The sequence below is a fragment of the Streptomyces griseoruber genome (assembly GCF_001514205.1).
Classification (GTDB): Bacteria; Actinomycetota; Actinomycetes; order Streptomycetales; family Streptomycetaceae; genus Streptomyces; species Streptomyces griseoruber.
The window spans coordinates 26209-45967 of the sequence record NZ_KQ948777.1; the positions used below are offsets into that span (position 1 = coordinate 26209).

Genomic DNA, 19759 nt, shown 5'->3' on the forward strand with positions numbered 1-19759 from the left:
GGGGCGTGGCGCTAACGGACCGACTTGATCTTGAACTTGACGATGAGGCCACCGACCAGTGCCAGGACCGCGCCGATCAGGTAGAGCTGGGTGTAGTTCTTCTCGCCGCCGTCGCCGACTCCGAGGGTGATGACGAGCGGGGCGATCAGCGGGGCGACGGCGCTGGGGATCTTCTGCGCGAAACCGACGACGGCGAGGTAGCGGCCCGCCTCGGCCCGGTCCGGCAGGACGGCGAACACGATCGCCTGGTCGACGGCGCTGAACACCGCGATGGCGAACTGCATCAGCACCGCGCCGACGATCAGCTGGGGCAGCGAGTGCGCGAACGCCTCGGTGACGGCCCCGGCGACGAACACCGCGGAGCCGATCAGGGCGAACAGCTTGCGCCGGCCGAGCTTGTCGGAAAGGAAACCGCCCCCGATGGCACCGCCCGCCGCGGCCACCACGCCGATGGTCCCGATGACCGCCACGATCCCGGCGACCTCCTTGACCGGCAGGTCGAGCCGCTGCGCGTAGAAGAAGGTGCCGAAGGTCGTGTTGAAGTACAGGCCCATGAAGAAGACGAAGCGGCCGAGCCAGTTCCAGCCGAAGTCCGGGTACCTGCGCGGGTTGAAGCCGTAGCTGGCGACCATGCCCCGCAGGGTCACGCCGCCGGTGTGCACGAGCGCCCGGGAGTCGCCCTCGGGCTTGAACACCGGGAAGAGCACCACCAGGGCGGCGCCCAGGACACCCGGCACCAGGAACACCAGGAAGGTGCTGGAGGCCACCCCGTACGCGAGACCGATGCCGATCACCGGGGCGATCTGCGTCATGACGCTGGTCAGGGCGGAGACCCGGCCGCGCTGCTCCTCGGACACCCGGTCCGCCTGGACGTTCTGGATGGCCTGCCCGGCCGTGGACCAGCCGAGCATGCCGAAGACCCACGCCAGGCCCAGCAGGGGGACCGACGGAGCGAGGGCGACCCCCACGAGCGCGACGGTGCCGAGCAGGACGCCGCCGATCATGAAGGGGGTCCGACGGCCGAGCCGGGAACGGGTCCGGTCGCTCCAGAGGCCGATCAGGGGGCTGAGGACCAGGTAGACGAACTGGGCGGACCCGGTGACGTACCCGAGTTGTTCCTCGTGCCCGGGCGCCAGATCGGAGATCCGCACCGCGAGTGAGTAGGACAGGGGGACCATCAGGGCCAGGGAGCCACCGAAGCTGGCGATCATCAGCCAGACGAGGTAGTCCCTGCCGACCTTCTGCAGCGGCGGTGCCTCGATCTCGGGCGTGGCGGGCGGTTCGGTGGGCCCGTCGGCGGCGTCCTGCGGTGACGCCGTCGGAGGGGGAACCACCACGCTGACGTCCCGGTCGTCGTAGGGCATGAGGACTCCTTTGTCACATGATCGCAAGGGGCGGCGGCGACCGGTGGGTGGCGGGGGTGGCCATGGCAGGGCGGCAGGGCCGGGGGAGGGAAGGTCACAGCGGTTCCGTACCGCCGGACCGGCCGAGGGATCGGAACACCGGCCGCCTGAGGGCGGGAGCCGTCCGTGGCGTCGGCCGAGAACGGCAGTCCGGCCGGGCTCGGCAAGGAGCCCTGGTGGGGGGCGGCCCGGGCTGCCGGGCCGCCGTCGGCGGCAGGGGCGGTGCGTACCGCCGACGGGTCCTGTGGTGGTGCGGCACCGGCAATCCGCGTGCGGTGGTCGCCGATGCCGTCGGGACCGGGGGCGTCGGCCGCACGATGACCGCGGGAGCCGTGCCGCCGGGCGGTCCCGCGGACGGTGCCGGGCCAGGGCGCCGGGATTCCGCGGTGTGTCGCGGGGCGCCGCCGGGATGTCGGCTCAGGAGACGCCGGCGAGGGACGACCGGGGCTGCGGTGGACGCACCGGGGTGGCCGGGGCCCCGCGCCGCCGGCTCCGGGCCGTGAGCGACCCGGTCGGCGGAGAGTTCCCGGACGGTTCGGCCGTGCGCCGTGGAGGGCGGCGGGGTGGAGGCATGGGCCGACCTTTCTCCGTCGTTGCGGCAACGGCGGCACGCGGAGTGCCGCGCGGCGTCGCGGGTGTCAGCCGGCCGTGGCCCCGCCGGGCTTGTGGCCTCCCAGACCGTGCCAGCGCCGGCGCAGGGCGAACGCGGCCGACTTGGGCCTGCGGTCGCGGGTGAACACGCCCTTCTTGTTGCCGTCGACGCGGTGGATGCCGTGCGAGGTCTGGAAGTCGGCGAAGTTCCACACGTGTTCGCCGACGAACTCGGGGATGCGGTCGAAGACGCGGTGGTACATGGCGAGGAAGTCGCTCTGGTACTCCTCGCTCCACGGAGCGTCCCACACGGAGTGCAGGCCGGGCTGGGTGTCGGCGCCGTACTCGGACATCATGACCGGCTTGCCGAAGCGCTGGACCCACCCGCGCAGGTCCTGCTCCAGATACCCTTCGGAGGTCGCGAGATCGCCCGTGAAGAGGTACCAGCCGTAGTAGCGGTTGATGCTGAGGACGTCGAAGAGGTCGCCGATCCGGTCGTTCTGCGGCGTCGCGAACATGACGGCGGCGTAGGTCAGCGGCCGGGTCGGGTCGAGCTTGCGGGCCAGCTCGACCAGCGGCTCGAAGTACTCGCGCGCGCCCTCCTCGTTGGAGGCCGGCTCGTTGGCGATGCACCACATCACCACGCTCGGGTGGTTCTTGTCCCTCTCGATCAGCTCCCGAAGGTGCTGGGCGTGGACGTCCCCGGTGGCCCCGCCGAAGTTCTCGGGTGCGAAGGTCGGCGTCGGAGCCTGTCCGGTGAGGCCGCCCATCACGCCCAGGTTGAGGCCGACGGCGGCGGTCTCGTCGATGACGACGATGCCCTGGCGGTCGGCGAAGTCCAGGACCTCTTCGGCGTAGGGGTAGTGGGAGGTGCGGAAGGAGTTGGCGCCGGTCCATTCCATGAGCTGGAAGTCGTGGACGAGGTAGGCGTCGTCGTGGCCCTTGCCGCGGACGGGGGTGTCCTCGTGCTTGCCGAAGCCGGTGAAGTAGAACGGTTCGCCGTTGATGAGGAACTGGGTGCCGCGGACCTCGACGGTGCGGACGCCGAAGGGCTGGGTGTAGCTGTCCACGGTCTCGCCGTCCACGGTCAGCTCCACGACGAGGTCGTAGAGGTAGGCCGCGCCCGGCTGCCAGAGCGTGACGTCCTCGATGCGCAGGACGCCCTCGGGGCCCTCCCCCCGCGCGACGGTTCGGCCGGCCTCGTCCACCGCACGCACCCGCACGGCGACCGTGTCGGCGTGCTCGCCGGCGCTCTCCACCCGGTAGTCGACGGTACCGGCCGCGCCGTCCCGTCCGGTGACGACGGTGACGTCCTCGACGAAGACCCTCGGCGTGCTGTACAGGCGTACCGGGCGCGCGATGCCCGCGTAGTTGTAGAAGTCGTGCAGATACGACTGCCGTTCGCGGCCGTCGGGGCCGGTCGTGACGGTGCCGGGCGGGATGGTGACGTTCGTCAGCCGGTTGTCGACGCCGACCGTCAGCCGGAACTCGGTGCCGGGCTCGACGATGCCGGTCAGGTCCGCCTCGAACGGCGTGTAGCCGCCGGTGTGCTCGGCCACGAGCCGTTCGTCGACATAGACCTGTGCGGCGTGCGTGACGGACCCGAAGCGCAGCACCACGCGCTCATCGGTCCAGCCGCGCGGGACGCGTACGTCGCGCTGGTACCAGACGACTCCGACGTGGTCACGGATCTCCGGGTCCACGAACAGGTCGTTGTAGCTGGCGGGCACGGGGACTTCGAGCGGTGGGGCGAGCCGTGACGCCCAGGGGGCGGCGCCGGCGCGGGTGTCGAGGGCGAATCGCCACAGGCCGTCGAGGGCGGCGATGTCACGGGTGGGGCTGGTACGGGGCGAGAGCATGGGATTCCTACCGGGTGCTCGGGGCGGTCGAGGCGGCGCGCATTAAATCGTTTCACCGGCGTCTGCGAGGAGTGTGCTGCCCGTCATGAACGCCGAGAGGTCGCTGGCGCAGAACAGCACCACGCGGGCGATGTCGTCGGGCACGCCGAGCCGGCCGAGCGGGCCCGGCCGCATCACGGACAGGAGCGCCTCGGAGTCCAGGGGGACGCCGGCCGCCGCGGCCGCCGCCATGTTTCCTTCGGTCGGCACGAACGTCGGCGCGACGCCCAGTACGCGGATGCCGAACGGGGCGAACTCCAGGGCGAGCTGCCGGGTGATGCCGCGGGCCGCGTGCTTGGAGCCGACGTACGCGGCGAGCCCGGGCGCCGTCCCCCGGAACCCGGCCGTGGAGACGACGTTGACGATGACGCCCCCGCTGCCGGCCTCGCTCATCCGGCGCGCGGCCTCCCGCGAGCCGAGGAAGACACCGCGGGTGTTGACGGCGAACACCTCGTCGAAGGCCTTGTCGGACATCTCCAGCGCGGAAACGCTGGGGAAGACCCCCGCGTTGTTCACCCAGATGTCGACCCCGCCGAGCTCCCGGACCGCGAGGTCGGCGACGGCCACGACGCTGTCGGGGTCGGTGACGTCCAGACGGGCGCCCAGGGCACGGCCCTGACCTCGGGTGCCGAGGTCCTCGGCGACGGCGGTGGCGAGCTCGTCCCGGATGTCCGCGACGAGCACGTCGGCGCCGGCCTCGGCCAGCCGCTCGGCGACGGCCCGGCCGAGCCCCCGGCCCGCGCCGGTCACGACGGCGCGCCGCCCGGACAACGAGACGAGTTCGGCCAGGGACTTGGACGAGACGTCGGGTACGGATACCTGCACGGTGTGTCCTCCGTGTGTGACGGTGCGGTCAGATCCGGCCGCGGCGGGCGGTCTCGCCCAGCCAGGCGAGAGAGGGCTTGGGGTGGCGCTCGAACGTCTCGCGGTCGACCGCGACCAGACCGAACGTCGGTGCCCAGTGGCCCCACTCGTAGTTGTCGAGCAGGCTCCAGTGCAGATAGCCGCGGACGTCCACCCCGTCGGCGATCGCCTTGCCGAGGTGCTCCAGGGCTTCGCCGGTGTAGGCGATGCGACGGGCGTCGTCGCCGATGGCGATGCCGTTCTCGGTGATCAGGATCGGCAGGCCGCCGGTGACCTCGGCGGTGTGCCGCACCGCGATGGCCAGGGCGTCGGGCCGGTAGGCGGTCCCCACGAGCGTGTTGTCCGGGTGCGGCGGGTAGGGCTCGATGCCGTCCGGGCCGACCCACTGGCTGGAGTACGACTGCACGCCCACGAAGTCGTCGCCGCGCGCGCCCTCCAGGTAGAGGTCCTCCCAGACGTGCTCCAGCTCCCGCTTCTTCTCCTCCGCCCCGGGCCGGGCCACGAAGGCGCGGTTGGCGACCGTCCAGCCGACCTTGGCGGCGGTGCGCTCGCGCAGCACCTCCCGCGCGGCGTGGTGCGCCTCGACGAGCCGCTCGCCGATCTGCGTGTCGGGAGCCGGCAGCGGCGGACGCGGGCCCTCGTTGTCGAGGGTGGGGCTCTGCCACTCCCCGTCGGCCTGCTGGTTCTGGAAGGCCCGGGCCATGCCGGCCATGATGGCCAGCATGTTCGGCTCGTTCATGGTGACGACCCACTCGACGCCGTCGAGGATGGGCGCGACCGTCTCGACGTACGTCCGGAACCGGTCGACGGCGCGCTCGCCGAGCCAGCCGCCCTCCTGGGCGAACCAGAGCGGGCTGGTGAAGTGGTGCAGGGTGACGACCGGGGTCAGGCCGAGCTCGAAGGCCGTTTCGATCATGCGCCGGTAGTGGGCGAGTGCGGCGCGCGAGACCATGCCGGGGATCGGCTCGATCCGCGCCCACTCGATGCCGAAGCGATAGGCGTTGAGCCCGGCGTCCGCGAGCAACCGCATGTCCTCGCGGTACCGGTGGTAGCTGTCGCAGGCGTCACCGCTGCGCTCCATGCCCGGGATGCGCCCCTCGTTCGCCCAGAAGTCGCTGTTGAGGTTGTTGCCTTCGATCTGGTGCGGTGCCGTGGATGCGCCCCAGAGGAAACCGGGAGCGAGTTCGGTCATCGTCGACTGCCTTCCTGAGTGCCGGTGGTGACGGGCCCGGCGGTGCGCAGGCTGCCGGGGCGGTGTGACCTGCCCGGGTGGCCGGTGGCGCGGGTGCTGGACGCGGATCCGGGCGGCGGCTGAGCCCGGACTCCAACAGTTACCATGTGGTTGGTTTTCGCTGGAACGTAAACCGGGATCGGGAGGTGGGGAAGACCGCGGGGTCATTTCGTAACCTGAGCGTTACAAGAGGGGGGCGTTTCCACCCGTTCGCTCAAGGGGTGCGTGGATGCCGGTACCGACGGTGACCGCGCGCGGCATCGTCGCGGAGACGAGCGGTGTCGGCGCCCCGGTGCTCTCGTGGAACCGTTCCTGCGGGTTCGCTATGCGTGCCGGGGGTGGCGAGGCCGTTGGCGGGGACCACGCAGCGCCGGGGGCCGGTGATCCCTCCTCCCTTACGCAGTACGAGTGAATGAGCCGATTGTTCAGTTCGGGGCCGGTGGCGAGTCTTTACCGTCTCTGAATGGATCCGGGGGCGGCGGGAAAGGCCCTGCCGGAGGGGGACCGGTGGAAAGGCGCACCTGATGTCGGGGTTGGGGAAGTCGCCGGACGTGCTCAGCGTCCGCTCGGGCCGCTGCCATCGGACCGGGACGTGGATCTGGGGCGCGGTGGGCGTGGCCGGTCTCGTGGGAACGGCGCTGACTTTCAGCGGGCTGTGGACGGCCGGGAGCGCGGCGGCGCGGATGGTGGCCTTCGGGCCGTCCATCGGCTGCTGGGGGTTGACGGTCTCCCTGGTGCTCCGTGCGTGGGGGGCGAGCGGACGGGTGCGGACGCGGCTGCTGTTGTTGGGGGGTTCGGCAGTGGCCGGGGGTGTGTACCGGGGGGCGGTCAACGTGCTGTCGGCCCACACTCCGGGTTCGGGACGGGACGAACGATCCCTGCTCGGTTCGGTCGTGGTCACCGGAGTGACGCTGGCGGTCGGCCTGGGGATGGCCGGTCTGGTGGTCGCGGCCGATGCCGGCACAGGCCGGCGCGTGTTGCTGCGGCGTGTGCTTGACGGGGTCGTCACAGCCGGGGCCGTGTTCATGACGGGATGGGTGCTGCTGCGGGGGGCCAGTGACGGCTGGCGGCTGGGGACGGGGATGGTCGGCGTCCTCTGGACCGCGGAGGTCGTGTTCCTCAGCTTTCTGTTCGCCCTGTGCCGTCTCGTACGGGGCGACCAGAGAGTCACCTTGTGGGTGGGGATCGTCGGGCTGTCCCTCATGCTGATCGGCGACACCCTGCGCCTGTGGACGGTCGGCCCGCACAGCCCCGAGGCGATGTCCTGTCAGCTGGTCGACACCTGCAATACCGCGGGTCTGGTGGTGGTCGCCGTCGGCCCTTGGGTGCCCGGCGGGGCGAGCGTCCTGGGCACTGCTCAGCCGATGTTGCGATGGGGGATGGAGGGTGCGGCGGCGTTCATCCCCCTGACGGTCTGCACGGTCACGGCGCTGGGATATGTGTGGGCTCCCCCTGCCCGTGACCCGGTGCCGCTGTTGGTCGGCGGGTTGGTGCTGCTGAGCCTCTGGGCACGCCAGACGTTCCTGCCGAGCGAGAACACCAGAAACGACGACTGAGTGCTCGTGCGGCTGCCCTCCCGTGCCGCTCCCGCTCCCGCTCGCCTCTCCGACCGGAGGACGAGGACGCGGTCGGGGCCGCAACCCCCAGGTCGGTCATCCGGCCGTCACGCGGGACGCCCAGCCCGAACCGCGCGCACCGGAGGCGGGGTCAGGGAGCCTCCCGGCGTCCCCCGGCCCTCACGATGGGAAGGGTATGTCGACGCGTGCTCAGGGCCGGGGCTCGCTCGGGGGACGGGGACACGTGCCGTACCGCTGAGGGCCCCTCACATCCCTGCCACGCAGGTCAGAGCGGTGTGACACTGAAGGGCATGGCATCTGAGCAGAGCAGCGACGGCGGCGCCGAGCTGGGCCGGTTCCTGCGTGCCCGCCGCACACGGACCGCACCCGAACAGGTCGGCCTCACGGCCGGCGCCGGCCTGCGCCGCACCCCCGGCCTGCGCCGCGAGGAGCTGGCCACCCTCACCGGGATCAGCGTCGACTACTACGTACGCCTGGAACGCGGCAAGGAGACCCGGCCCGGCCCCTCCGTCGTCGACGCCCTCGCCCGCGCCCTGCGGCTGGACGACGCCGAGCACCAGCACCTGCGCGAGCTTGCCGCCCGCGCCGCGCGGTACGCTCCCGAGCCGCCGCCCGTCCCGAGCCGGACCGTGCGCCCGCACCTGAGGCTGCTGCTGGAGGCGATGCGCCCGAACCCGGCGTACATCGTCAGCCGCAGCATGGATCTGCTCGCTTTCAACCCCGGCGGCCTCGCCCTGTACGCGGGCCTGGCCGACTGGCCCGAAAGCCGGCGCAACCTCGCCCGCTACTTCTTCCTGCACCCCGCGGCCCGCGAGCTGTTCCCCGACTGGGACATCCAGGTACGCGCCTGCATCGCCCGGCTGCGCGCCCTGGCCGGCATCGCACCCGACGCCCCCGACCTGACCACCCTCGTCGGCGAACTCGTACTCAAAAGCCCTGACTTCGCCAAGCTGTGGGAGCGTTACGACGTCACCGGCCGCAAGGCCACCCACAAGACGTTCCACCACCCACAGGTCGGCGCAGTCACTCTGGCCGCCCAGCCCATGGAGCTGGACGGCACACCGGGCCGGCGCCTCGTCGCCCACACCGCCGAACCCGGCACCCCCGATCACGACGCCCTGCTCCTGCTGGACATGAGCGCTCCCGACCCCGGCCCCGGCAGGCGGCCGGCCATGAACGGCGCCCGGCCGCACGCATCGCCCTGATCCGGAAGGCAGGGGCCCGAAACAGAGGCCCGCAGGCCATGCCGGGACGCACACCCGCTGACACATACCACCAAAAACAGGCAGAATACGCACATGGAGCGCGCAGTGGAGAAGGTGAAGGGCCACACGGCGGGTGCCACGAGTGACCTGGGCGCCCATCTGCGCGCCCGCCGTGCGCAGGTGACCCCCGAGCAGGCCGGGCTGACCGCCGCCCCCGGCCCGCGCCGCACGCCGGGCCTGCGCCGGGAGGAGCTCGCCACGCTCGCCGGGATCAGCATCGACTACTACGTACGCCTGGAACGCGGCAAGGAGACCCGGCCCGGCCCCGCGGTCGTCGACGCCCTCGCCCGCGCCCTGCTCCTCGACGCGTCCGAGCACCGGCACCTGCGCGAGCTCGCTTCCCGTGCCGCCTACGCCCCCGAAGCGACGCCCGCCCCCGGCCACACCGTGAGACCACAGCTGATGGTGCTCCTCGAGTCCGTGCGCCCGAACGCCGCCTACGTCGTCAGCCGCACCCTGGACCTGCTCGCCTTCAACCCCGGCGCGCTCCGGCTCTTCGCCTGCCTGGCCGACTGGCCGCCGCCGCGGCGGAACTTCGCCCGCTACGCCTTCCTCCACCCCCTTGCCCGCGACGTACTCGACGACTGGGACGAGCAGGCCCGTGCCTGCGTCGGCCGGCTGCGCGCACTGGCCGGCACCGGACCGGATGCCCCGGACCTGGCCGACATGGTCGACGAACTCCTGGCGAAGAGCCCGGACTTCGCCGACCTGTGGAACCGCTTCGACGTCAAACCGCACGCCCCGGACCCCAAGACCTTCCACCACCCCGACGTCGGCGACCTCCACCTCGGCTACGAGTCGATGCCGCTGGAGCACAGCCAGAAGCAGCGGTTCGTCGTGTTCTTCGCGGAGCCGGGCACCTCCGACCACGACAAACTGATCCTTCTCGACACGGAACACGCTGAGCTGGGCTCCGGGACGGGCGACAGGAACACCGGCCGGCCACGGCTGACGACCTGACGCGCACCTGTGTGGTGCGGCTGCTCGGGGATACGCCCCGTTCGGGCCGGCGGACGACCTCGCGCCGCCGCGCCCTCGAGGCCATCGCGTCGAAGTACCGCACCAACCCGGGCAACCCGTTGCAGGCTCTAGAAGAAGCCCAGCTTCTTCGGCGAGTAGCTCACCAGCAGGTTCTTCGTCTGCTGGTAGTGCTCCAGCATCATCTTGTGCGTCTCCCGGCCGATCCCCGACTGCTTGTACCCGCCGAAGGCGGCATGCGCCGGGTAGGCGTGGTAGCAGTTGGTCCAGACGCGGCCCGCCTGGATCGCCCGGCCCGCGCGGTACGCCGTGTTGATGTCCCGGGTCCACACACCGGCCCCGAGGCCGTACAGGGTGTCGTTGGCGATCTTGATGGCGTCGTCGAAGTCGTCGAAGGAGGCCACCGAGACGACCGGTCCGAAGATCTCCTCCTGGAAGACACGCATCCGGTTGTCACCCTCGAAGATCGTCGGCTGGACGTAGTAGCCGCCCTTCAACTCGCCGTCGTACTCGGTGCGTTCACCGCCGGTGAGCACCTTGGCGCCCTCCTGCCGGCCGATGTCGATGTACGAGAGGATCTTCGACAGCTGCTCGCCGGACGCCTGCGCGCCGATCATCGTGTCGGTGTCGAGCGGGTTGCCCGGCTTGATCAGCTCGGTGCGGGCGACGGCCGCCTGGAGGAAGTCGCCGTAGTTCCCGCGCTGGATCAGACCGCGGGACGGACAGGTGCACACCTCGCCCTGGTTCAGCGCGAACATGGTGAACCCTTCGAGGGCCTTGTCGCGCAGGTCGTCGTCCTTGTCCCACACGTCGTCGAAGAAGATGTTCGGCGACTTGCCGCCCAGCTCCAGCGTGACGGGCTTCAGGTTCTCCGCGGCGTACTGCATGATCAGCCGGCCCGTGGAGGTCTCACCGGTGAACGCCACCTTCGCCACCCGGGGGCTGGACGCGAGCGGCTTGCCCGCCTCCGGGCCGAAGCCGTTGACGATGTTCACCACGCCCGGCGGCAGCAGGTCCGCGACCAGGCTCATCCAGTAGTGCAGGGAGACCGGGGTCTGCTCGGCCGGCTTGATGACCACCGCGTTGCCGGCCGCGAGCGCCGGCGCCAGCTTCCAGGTGGCCATCAGGATCGGGAAGTTCCACGGGATGATCTGCGCGACGACGCCGAGCGGCTCGTGGAAGTGGTACGCCACCGTGTCGTCGTCGACCTCGCTGAGCGAACCCTCCTGCGCGCGCACCGCCCCCGCGAAGTAGCGGAAGTGGTCGATGGCCAGCGGGATGTCCGCCGCCAGCGTCTCACGGACCGGCTTGCCGTTCTCCCAGCTCTCCGCGACCGCGAGAGGCTCCAGATAGGCCTCCATACGGTCCGCGATCTTCAGCAGGATGTCGGACCGCTCGGTCGCCGACGTGCGCCCCCACCCCGGCGCGGCCGCGTGTGCCGCGTCGAGCGCCCGCTCCACGTCCTCCGCCGTGCCACGGGCCACCTCGGTGAAGGGCTGCCCGTTGACGGGAGACGGGTTCTCGAAGTACTGCCCGCGGGCCGGCGGCACGTACTCGCCGCCGATGAAGTGGTCGTAGCGCGCCTGGTAGGAGACGATCGCGCCCTCGGTGCCGGGCGCCGCGTAACGGGTCATGCCGGTGTGCCTCCCTCAGCAGGGCCGCCCGCCGTTGGGCGGCTCTGCGCCGGAGGCTAGGGACCCGGACGTTGCAGCAACGTTGCGGTGATCCCCACCGCTCCCGGCCCGGGGTGGGTCCAGCCGTCCGGCGCCCTCAGTTCCGCTTCCAGCGCCGCCAGCCGCGCCCGTGTCGCCGCCGTCGGGCGGGCCGCCGCCAGCGCCCGCCAGACGTCCAGATCGTCCTCGCCCCACGGCGCGTGCGCCCAGTCCGCCAGGAGGTCGGGATCCCGACCGGCGATCAGCGCGGCCCGCAGACCGTCGGCGAGGCGCTGTCGCAGCCGTACGACCGCCGGGGCCTGCGACGCCGGCAGCAGCGGCCCGGAGTACGCCGCCGCGGCGGCCGTCAGGGCACCCGACGCCAGGCGCCGTTCGACGATCGCCACGTCCGATTCCAGCGGAACCGTGAGCCGATAGGGGCGCGAGGCCAGCAGCCCGGGGCCGAGCACCCCGCGCAGCCGGGCGAGTTCCGCCCGCAGGGTCACCGGCGTCACCGTCTCGTCCTCGTACAGCGCGCACAGCAACTCGTCGCCGGTCAGGCCCTCCGGATGACGGGCCAGCAGCACCAGGATCTCGCTGTGCCGACGGCTGAGCCGGACATTCCGGCCACCGGCGACCAGTCGTGCCTCGTCCCGGCCGAGCGCGGTCAGCTCCGGTACGTCGGGCTGCGGCAACTCGGGGGCGAGCAGCGCGAGCTGGGACTCCGCGGCCCGCGCGACCGCCTGGACGAAGCCCAGGCTGTGCGGATGCGCCAGACCGTTCCCGCCGGTGATGTCCACCGCGCCCAGCACCCGCCCGGTCCGTGGATCGTGCACCGGCGCCGCCGCGCAGGTCCATGGCTGCACCTGCCGGATGAAGTGCTCGGAGGCGAACACCTGCACCGGCCGGTCCAGGGCGACCGCCGTGCCCGGCGCGTTCGTCCCGACGGCGCTCTCCGCCCACCGCGCCCCCGGCACGAAGTTCATCGTCCCGGCCTGCTTGCGCGTCGCCGCATGGCCCTCGACCCACAGCAGTCTGCCGTGCGCGTCGCACACCGCGAGCAGGTGCTCGCCGTCGGCGGCGAACGTGCCCATGAGCTCCCGGAACAGCGGCATCACCCGCGCCAGCGGATGCTCGGACCGGTAGCTGCCGAGATCACCGTCGGTCAGCTCCACGCTCGCGGTGCCGTCGGGACCGACACCGGCCCGCGCCGAACGCCGCCACGAGTCGGCCACGACCGCCCGCACCGGCCTCGGGACGGTGCCCGCCTCGGTGAACGTCTGGTACGCCCGGCGCAGGATCCGTGCCCGCTCGGCAGGGTCGGCCCCCGGTTCCAGGGCCACCCATGGATCGTTCGACAACTGGCCCTCCCGGGAGACGACACGGCTGGGGACGTCGGCGGGGGACATCGGCTGGTGACATCGCCTGGCGACTTCGGCTGGGGACATCGTCACTCCGGGGGTGCGGAGCGACAACCATTTGGACGCGGATCGTCCGAAGCCGCGCATCCGGTTCCGGTCCGGACCGGAACCGCCGCCCGTCGGACGCCGTTCGTCCTCAGGCGCCGTTGACGAGTCTCAGGTAACGCGCCCAGTCCCAGTTCGGGCCGGGATCGGTGTGGTCGGTGCCCGGCACCTCGTAGTGGCCGATGATGTGCGCACGGTCCCGGGGGATGCCGTACCGCTCGCAGACCGACGCGGTGAGCCGGGCGGACCGCTCGTAGAGCGCGTCGGTGAAAGAGGCGGGGCGGTCCACCCATCCCTCGTGCTCGATGCCGACGCTGCGGGTGTTGACGTCCCAGTTCCCCGCGTGCCAGGCGATGTCGGACTCCCTTACGCACTGCGCCACATGCCCGTCGGCGGAGCGCACGACGTAGTGCGCGGACACCCTCTTCCTGGGGTTCTGGAAGACGGTCAGGGTCTTGGCGAACTCGGTCTGGGTGACGTGGATGACGACCCGGTCGACCGGATGGGACGTGGGGCGGTCGGCCGCCGTGTAGTTGGCCGCGGTCGCCGGCTGCCATTCGGCGGGCCGGTAGTCGACGGCCTGTGTCTGCGCACCGGCCGGCGGGTCCGGGAGCAGGGCGTACGGGACGGCCGCGAGCAGGGCGCCCCGCAGCAGCCGCCGTCTGGTGGGAAGGGACAGGGACACGGGTGTGGTCATGGCTGGGCCTCCGTTCCGCGGAGGCCGACGGCTGCGCCCCGCGTCGATCACACTACGGCGACCGCCGGTCGGGCAGTGGGACGTCGGGCAGTTCGGTGGACGGGAGTCCGGATGGGGACAACTCGCTCACCCGAACGGGGAGTTCCGGTCACCCGACGGTGTCAGGAGCCGTCCGCCGCCACCGCCGCCGGGTCGTCCAGCACGGCCCGGACCACGGAGTGCGCGGCCCCCAGCAACGGACCCTCGGGGCCCAGCCGGGAGACGTACACGGGGCGGGCGGGGCCCGCCGTGCGCCGGGCGAGTTCGGACTCCAGCGACGGCAGCAGCCAGGGCGCGAGCCCGGCCAGCGCGCCGCCGAGCACGACGCTCTCGGGGTCCAGCAGATTGAGCGCACCGGTCAGGGCGATGCCGAGGGCCTTGCCCGCCTCGTGCAGGGCGCGCCGTACCTCGGGATCGCCGTCCGCCGCCCGACCCGCGAGGAGGCCGACCCGGTCGCCCCCCGGCTCCAGCCCGGCCGCGCGCAGCACCGCCTCCTCGCCGGCGTACTGCTCCAGACACCCCCGGCCGCCGCAGCCGCACCGCGGCCCGTCGGGGTGGACCGGCACATGCCCGAGCTCGCCCGCGAAGCCGCGGGTGCCGCGCAGCAGGCTGCCGTCCACGACGACCGCGGCGCCGATGCCGATCTCCGCCGACACATGCAGGAAGTTCTGCGGGGTGTGCTCGCCGAGCCAGAGTTCGGCCAGTCCGCCGAAGTTGGCCTCGTTGTCCACCGTCAGCGGCCAGTCGGCGGGCAGCAGGGCGCCGAGGTCGGTGTCGTGCCAGCCGAGGTTCGGGGCGCGTACGACGGTACGGGCGTCGCGGGCGATCAGGCCCGGGACGGCCACGGCGAGCCCGGCCGGCCACAGCCCCGCGCCCTCCGCCTCGGCGACGGCCTCGCGCAGCAGCCCGGTGAGTTCCTCGATCACCGGCTCGGGGGAGCGGCCCCGGTTGGTTCCGTGCCGCACGGCACGCGCGCGTACCTCGCCCCGCAGATCGACGACGCACACCGCGAGATGATCGACGCCGACCTCGGCGCCCAGCCCGGCCGGGCCGCGCCCGCTGACCGCGAGCGCAGACCCGGGCCGGCCCACCCGGCCCGGTCGCTCCGGGCCGAGCTCCTCCAGCAGTCCGGTGCGTATCAGCTCGTCGACGAGGGTGGACACCGCCGCACGGGTCAGGCCGATGCGGGAGGCGACCGCGGCCCGGGACAGCGGCCCCTCGGCGCTGACGGTGTGCATCACCCGCGCCAGGTTGCGGCGGCGCATGCCCTGCTGGGTGTCGGGCAGCGCACGCCCCGGGCCGGTGGCGCGGGCCTCGTGCAGCGGTGCGGTCATGCCTCCGTCGATTCGTCGATTCGTCGATCAGTCGATACGCCGATACCCCGGCACCTCGGTACCCCGATACCTCGGTACTCCGATGTGTCGGCGCGTGGATATGTCGCGGCTCAGCCCGTGTGCGTGCTCCGCTCCAGCAGCGGGGCCGCGTCGGAGAGTACCCCGGCGATCCTGGCGAGCGTCGCGTCGTCCCGCTCCACGGCCTCGAGGACCGGGCCGCGCGCGGTGTTCCAGCGGCGGGCGACCGCGGCCGGGTCCTCGCCGGTCAGCAGCCCGGCCGCCTGTGCCGCCGCGCCCAGCGCGACGAGCTCCTTGGCCTCGGGGATCTGCACCGGCCGCCCCGACAGCCGCCGTACGGTCTGCTGCCAGGCCGTGCCCCGCGCGCCGCCGCCGATCAGCAGCAGCGGAGCCGACGGGTCCGCGTCCTCGTCGAGGACCAGGTCGAGCGCGCCGAGCAGCGAGTGCACGGCACCGTCGTAGGCGGCCTGCAGCAGCTGCCCGGCGGTGGTGTCGTGGCGCAGACCGTGCAGCAGACCCGAGGCGTTCGGCAGGTTCGGGGTGCGCTCGCCGTCCAGGTAGGGCAGGAGCGTGAGGTCGGCGGTGGGCTCCACGGCCTCCCGGTCCAGGCCCAGCAGGGCCGCGAGGCGGTCCACGGCGAGCGTGCAGTTCAGGGTGCAGGCCAGCGGCAGCCAGTCGCCGTGCGCGTCCGCGAAGCCCGCCACCGTGCCGGTCGGGTCGGCCGGCCGGTGCTTCGACACCGCGTACACCGTGCCGGACGTGCCGAGGCTCAGCACCGGAGTGCCCGGACGCAGCCCGAGGCCCAGCGCGGCAGCCGCGTTGTCGCCGGTGCCCCCGGCGACCAGCGTGCCCTTGGCGAACGGCAGGCCATGGGTGTCGCGCACGGTGCCCGCGATCTCGCCGGGCCGCACCACGCGGGGCAGCAGCGCCGGATCGAGGCCCACGCGCGCGAGGATCTCCTCGTCGTACCCCTCCGTCGCCGACGCCCACCAGCCGGTGCCGGAGGCGTCGCCGCGGTCGGTCGTGCCCTCGCCGGTGAGGCGCTCGGTCAGGTAGTCGTGGGGGAGCCGTACCGCCTTGGTGGCACGCAGCGCCTCCGGCTCGTTCTCGGCGAGCCACGCCCACTTCGTGACCGTGAAGGACGCGGCCGGGACGGATCCGGTGCGCTCGGCCCAGAACTTCGCGCCGCCCAGCTCCTCGGTCAGCCGCCGGGCCTGGGGGGCCGACCGCACGTCGTTCCACAGCAGCGCGGGCCGCACCGGCTCGCCGTGCTCGTCCAGCGTGACCAGCCCGTGCTGCTGCCCGCCGATCGACACCGCGGCGGCCTCGCGCGCCGCCTCACCGCACTGGCGCAGCGCCTCGTGCAGCGCGTCCCACCACTGACGCGGGTCGCTCTCGCGGCCGGCCCCGGCGGAGACCGTGTGCGGCGCCTGGCCGCTCGCGACGATCTCGCCGGTGCCCGCGTCGACGACCAGCGCCTTCGTGGACTGGGTGGACGAGTCCACACCGACGACGAGCGGACCCTCGGCTGCTGACATCGGGTTCTCCCTCAAGTTTTTCCGCGGCTCTGCGGGATCTGTCTTCCCAGAGATGCGTCCGCATACTAATTTGTAAACGGCCATGACGAAATAGTTCGCCACCGACCGCACGACCATCTGCACAGCAAGGAGCCGCGGCAATGAGCTACCAGCCCACCCCTGACGACAGGTTCACCTTCGGCCTGTGGACCGTCGGCTGGCAGGGAAGGGACCCGTTCGGCGACGCCACGCGGCGCGCCCTCGACCCGGTCGAGACGGTTACGCGCCTGGCCGAGCTGGGCGCCTACGGCGTGACCTTCCACGACGACGACCTGATCCCGTTCGGGTCCTCCGACAGCGAGCGCGAGGAGCACATCAAGCGCTTCCGCCAGGCCCTGGACACCACCGGCATGACCGTGCCGATGGCCACCACCAACCTCTTCACGCATCCCGTCTTCAAGGACGGCGCGTTCACCGCGAACGACCGCGACGTGCGCCGCTACGCCCTGCGCAAGACGATCCGCAACATCGACCTGGCCGCCGAGCTCGGCGCGAAGATCTACGTCGCCTGGGGCGGCCGTGAGGGCGCGGAGTCCGGTGCCGCCAAGGACGTGCGCGTCGCCCTCGACCGCATGAAGGAGGCCTTCGACCTCCTCGGCGAGTACGTCACCTCCCAGGGCTACGACCTGAAGTTCGCGCTCGAGCCCAAGCCGAACGAGCCGCGCGGCGACATCCTGCTGCCCACCGTCGGCCACGCGCTCGCGTTCATCGACCGCCTGGAGCGCCCGGAGCTGTACGGCGTCAACCCGGAGGTCGGCCACGAGCAGATGGCGGGGCTGAACTTCCCGCACGGCATCGCACAGGCGCTGTGGGCGGGCAAGCTCTTCCACATCGACCTCAACGGCCAGTCCGGCATCAAGTACGACCAGGACCTGCGCTTCGGCGCCGGCGACCTGCGCTCCGCGTTCTGGCTGGTCGACCTGCTGGAGAGCGCCGGCTACGCGGGCCCGAAGCACTTCGACTTCAAGCCGCCGCGCACCGAGGACCTCGACGGCGTGTGGGCCTCGGCCGCGGGCTGCATGCGCAACTACCTGATCCTCAAGGAGCGCGCGGCCGCGTTCCGCGCCGACCCGGAGGTCCAGGAGGCCCTGCGCGCCTCCCGCCTCGACGAGCTGGCCCAGGCGACCGCCGCCGACGGTCTGCAGAGCCTGCTCGCCGACCGCACCGCGTTCGAGGACTTCGACGCCGACGCGGCCGCCGCCCGCGGCATGGCCTTCGAGCGCCTCGACCAGCTCGCGATGGACCACCTGCTGGGTGCCCGCGGCTGACGCGCCCCAGGACCGGACCTCCGCACGGAATACGCCGGAATCATGCCCTCCACGGCATGAGCCGGTATCAACTTCCGTGCGGAGGTCGTTCCCGGTCCCGTTCGCGGGGAGGCTGGACGTATGGCCACGCCACCCGTACCGCCCCACCCGCCCGGCCCGCCGGGCGACACGCCGCCGCACGGCGGCTTCGGACCGCCCGCCCCCGGCTACGGCCCCGGCGGCCCCCGACGGCGCCGCAACCCGCTCATCGCGGTGCTCGTGCTGCTCGTCGCCGCCGGTGCCGTGCTCGTCGTCGTCCTGATGGCCTCGTCCGGCGACGACTCACCGGACGACAAGCCGACCGGCGGGACCGGCACCACGCCCGCCCCCTCGATCAGCCTCCCGGTGGAACTGCCCAGCACGCTGCCGAGCGAGCTGCCGTCCCAGCTCCCGAGCACCCTGCCGACGGAGCTGCCGAGCGACCTGGACTCGCTGCTCCCGTCCCTGACGGCGCTGTTGCCCTGAGCCTTCACGCGCGCGTGGAGGCGTACGAGACCCCACGCGCGCGTACGGCGTCAGATGCCCCGCGGCAGCCGCACGTAGGTCACGGTCGTCTCGATGCCGCTGTCCACCAGCCGGCCCTGTGCGTCGAAGGCGCCCGCGCCGTCCGTCATCCCGAAGTCGTTGTCGTTGATCAGGGCGAGCGTGTCGTGGTCCACGCGCGCGACGCCCTCGATCTTCCCGGGCACCCCTTCGACCTTGCCCAGGTCGACCACCAGCCGCTTGGCGAGCACCGGGACCCCCGAGGCCGCCGGGTCGGCCAGCTGCTCCAGCGACGGCGAGGTCGTGTCGTCGTCCCAGCGGCCGCCCAGGATGTTCGTGCCGAGCGTCAGGCGCACCACCTGCAACCGCGCGGCGTTGTCCGTCCGCTCCTCGACCAGCAGCCGGTCGCCACCCACCGCGACCACCGAGGAGATCTTCAGCTCGGAGGTGTCGTCCTCGCTCGGGTCGACCACGTCGACCGGGTCGAAGCGGTACGCGTACTCGGCGGTGACCGCCTTCTTCCTGGGCGAGAAACGCAGCAGCCGGGTGGTGAGCGAGCCCTCCCCGGCGTCCGTGTCGGGCAGCGACAGAGGGCTCTGCACGGCCAGCACGAGGTCCCCGCCGGGGAGCTGGGCGAGCCCCTCGAAGCCACGGTTGATCTTGCGGTGCAGCAGCACCGAGGGCAGCGCCTCCACCACCGGGTAGTCCGCGCCCGTGAGGTTCAGCCCCTCGGGTACATAGCGGGTCAGCACCGTCCCGCGCGCGGAGACGTGCACCAGCGAGGGGCCGTACTCGTCGACGAGCCAGAAACTCCCGTCCGCCGCCCGCACGATCCCCTCGGTGTCCAGCCCGTTCGGGTTGTACGCCAGCGGCGTCCGCGCGTCGTAGGAGTACGGCGCCTCGTCGCGGCCCTCCTGGTTCGACAGGCCGGTGACGGGCATCCCGGAGGAGGTGGTGACCGGGATGGCGTCCAGCACCGTCACCGTGTCGCCACTCACCCGGATCCGTACGATCGCGGGATCGAAACCGGGAACCGGGAACGTTCGGCGCTTCTTCCCGTCGATCTTGATCTGGCCGTTGGGTCCGCGGTCCGTGATCGTCCAGAACTCGCCCCTGCGGCCCGTCGGGTAGATGTCGCTGCCGATGCCGCCGAGGTCCACACCCCGGTCGTCGTCCACCGTGCCCGGCAGCAGACCGTTGCTGAACGCCCCGAGCGGGAGGTCGCCGAGCGTGGCGGTCCGTGTCACGTGCGCCCGCCCGGACGCGGTGTCCGCGGCCGCCGGACCGGCCAGGACGAGCGCGGCCAGCACAGCGAGCGGCACACCCGCCGCGACGGAACGGTGGACGCGGCGCCGGCCGGTGGAGTGCGGGGACATCAA

At 72.4% G+C, this 19759-nt stretch carries 15 protein-coding genes; 5 read left to right on the forward strand and 10 right to left on the reverse strand.

Going from position 1 to position 19759, the window contains the following annotated elements:
- Positions 1-11 precede the first annotated feature (11 nt).
- The 4 genes from AQJ64_RS31940 to AQJ64_RS31955 form a co-directional block, all read right to left on the reverse strand.
- Positions 12-1364 (reverse strand): MFS transporter, encoded by a 1353-nt coding sequence (locus tag AQJ64_RS31940; protein ID WP_055632165.1) that lies wholly within the window; start codon positions 1362-1364, stop codon positions 12-14.
- 677 nt (positions 1365-2041) lie between these two features.
- A complete protein-coding gene (uidA, locus tag AQJ64_RS31945; protein WP_055638586.1) occupies positions 2042-3853 on the reverse strand; it encodes a beta-glucuronidase in 1812 nt (603 codons plus the stop codon).
- 42 nt (positions 3854-3895) lie between these two features.
- Entirely contained in the window at positions 3896-4717 is an 822-nt protein-coding gene (locus AQJ64_RS31950; RefSeq protein WP_055638587.1) for an SDR family NAD(P)-dependent oxidoreductase, read from the reverse strand.
- A gap of 28 nt (positions 4718-4745) precedes the next feature.
- The gene (locus AQJ64_RS31955; protein ID WP_055638588.1) at positions 4746-5948 is read right to left on the reverse strand and encodes a glycoside hydrolase family 1 protein; all 1203 of its coding nucleotides are present in this window, start codon (positions 5946-5948) and stop codon (positions 4746-4748) included.
- A 563-nt stretch (positions 5949-6511) separates the two neighbouring features.
- Between AQJ64_RS31955 and AQJ64_RS31960 the strand changes: the two genes are divergently transcribed.
- From AQJ64_RS31960 to AQJ64_RS31970, 3 genes are all read left to right on the forward strand, one after another.
- Positions 6512-7543, forward strand: a complete 1032-nt coding sequence (locus tag AQJ64_RS31960; protein ID WP_244902700.1) for a hypothetical protein — start codon at positions 6512-6514, stop codon at positions 7541-7543.
- Between the two features lie 311 nt (positions 7544-7854).
- Positions 7855-8769 (forward strand): helix-turn-helix transcriptional regulator, encoded by a 915-nt coding sequence (locus AQJ64_RS31965; RefSeq protein WP_055635277.1) that lies wholly within the window; start codon positions 7855-7857, stop codon positions 8767-8769.
- Positions 8770-8862: 93 nt separating this feature from the next.
- Positions 8863-9789, forward strand: coding sequence for a helix-turn-helix transcriptional regulator (locus AQJ64_RS31970; protein WP_055635278.1), 927 nt, complete (start codon positions 8863-8865; stop codon positions 9787-9789).
- Positions 9790-9917: 128 nt separating this feature from the next.
- Here the strand turns inward: AQJ64_RS31970 and exaC are convergent, their stop codons facing one another.
- From exaC to xylB, 5 genes are all read right to left on the reverse strand, one after another.
- Positions 9918-11441 (reverse strand): acetaldehyde dehydrogenase ExaC, encoded by a 1524-nt coding sequence (exaC, locus tag AQJ64_RS31975; RefSeq protein WP_055635279.1) that lies wholly within the window; start codon positions 11439-11441, stop codon positions 9918-9920.
- 56 nt (positions 11442-11497) lie between these two features.
- Positions 11498-12868, reverse strand: a complete 1371-nt coding sequence (locus AQJ64_RS31980; protein WP_055635280.1) for a GAF domain-containing protein — start codon at positions 12866-12868, stop codon at positions 11498-11500.
- A 148-nt stretch (positions 12869-13016) separates the two neighbouring features.
- Positions 13017-13622: an N-acetylmuramoyl-L-alanine amidase gene (locus tag AQJ64_RS31985; protein ID WP_055635281.1), complete on the reverse strand. Its 606-nt coding sequence runs from the start codon at positions 13620-13622 to the stop codon at positions 13017-13019.
- Positions 13623-13783: 161 nt separating this feature from the next.
- A complete protein-coding gene (locus AQJ64_RS31990) occupies positions 13784-14995 on the reverse strand; it encodes an ROK family transcriptional regulator (RefSeq protein ID WP_055635282.1) in 1212 nt (403 codons plus the stop codon).
- A 110-nt stretch (positions 14996-15105) separates the two neighbouring features.
- Positions 15106-16551, reverse strand: a complete 1446-nt coding sequence (gene xylB / locus AQJ64_RS31995) for a xylulokinase (protein ID WP_055635283.1) — start codon at positions 16549-16551, stop codon at positions 15106-15108.
- Positions 16552-16691: 140 nt separating this feature from the next.
- Between xylB and xylA the strand changes: the two genes are divergently transcribed.
- Positions 16692-17858, forward strand: coding sequence for a xylose isomerase (gene xylA / locus AQJ64_RS32000; RefSeq protein WP_055635284.1), 1167 nt, complete (start codon positions 16692-16694; stop codon positions 17856-17858).
- 120 nt (positions 17859-17978) lie between these two features.
- Complete coding sequence (locus AQJ64_RS46750; protein ID WP_079062073.1) at positions 17979-18362, forward strand: hypothetical protein; 384 nt, start codon at positions 17979-17981, stop codon at positions 18360-18362.
- A gap of 50 nt (positions 18363-18412) precedes the next feature.
- On the opposite strand, the gene AQJ64_RS32010 is transcribed toward AQJ64_RS46750, so the two are convergent.
- Positions 18413-19756: an esterase-like activity of phytase family protein gene (locus AQJ64_RS32010; protein ID WP_055637615.1), complete on the reverse strand. Its 1344-nt coding sequence runs from the start codon at positions 19754-19756 to the stop codon at positions 18413-18415.
- Positions 19757-19759: the final 3 nt, after the last annotated feature.

Coding starts and splice junctions, on each gene's coding strand:
- AQJ64_RS31940 (WP_055632165.1), bottom strand. CDS start 1,364: ATGCCCTACGACGACCGGGACGTCAGCGTGGTGGTTCCCCCTCCGACG.
- uidA (WP_055638586.1), bottom strand. CDS start 3,853: ATGCTCTCGCCCCGTACCAGCCCCACCCGTGACATCGCCGCCCTCGAC.
- AQJ64_RS31955 (WP_055638588.1), bottom strand. CDS start 5,948: ATGACCGAACTCGCTCCCGGTTTCCTCTGGGGCGCATCCACGGCACCG.
- AQJ64_RS31960 (WP_244902700.1), top strand. CDS start 6,512: ATGTCGGGGTTGGGGAAGTCGCCGGACGTGCTCAGCGTCCGCTCGGGC.
- AQJ64_RS31965 (WP_055635277.1), top strand. CDS start 7,855: ATGGCATCTGAGCAGAGCAGCGACGGCGGCGCCGAGCTGGGCCGGTTC.
- AQJ64_RS31970 (WP_055635278.1), top strand. CDS start 8,863: ATGGAGCGCGCAGTGGAGAAGGTGAAGGGCCACACGGCGGGTGCCACG.
- exaC (WP_055635279.1), bottom strand. CDS start 11,441: ATGACCCGTTACGCGGCGCCCGGCACCGAGGGCGCGATCGTCTCCTAC.
- AQJ64_RS31980 (WP_055635280.1), bottom strand. CDS start 12,868: ATGTCCCCCGCCGACGTCCCCAGCCGTGTCGTCTCCCGGGAGGGCCAG.
- AQJ64_RS31985 (WP_055635281.1), bottom strand. CDS start 13,622: ATGACCACACCCGTGTCCCTGTCCCTTCCCACCAGACGGCGGCTGCTG.
- AQJ64_RS31990 (WP_055635282.1), bottom strand. CDS start 14,995: ATGACCGCACCGCTGCACGAGGCCCGCGCCACCGGCCCGGGGCGTGCG.
- xylB (WP_055635283.1), bottom strand. CDS start 16,551: ATGTCAGCAGCCGAGGGTCCGCTCGTCGTCGGTGTGGACTCGTCCACC.
- xylA (WP_055635284.1), top strand. CDS start 16,692: ATGAGCTACCAGCCCACCCCTGACGACAGGTTCACCTTCGGCCTGTGG.
- AQJ64_RS46750 (WP_079062073.1), top strand. CDS start 17,979: ATGGCCACGCCACCCGTACCGCCCCACCCGCCCGGCCCGCCGGGCGAC.
- AQJ64_RS32010 (WP_055637615.1), bottom strand. CDS start 19,756: ATGTCCCCGCACTCCACCGGCCGGCGCCGCGTCCACCGTTCCGTCGCG.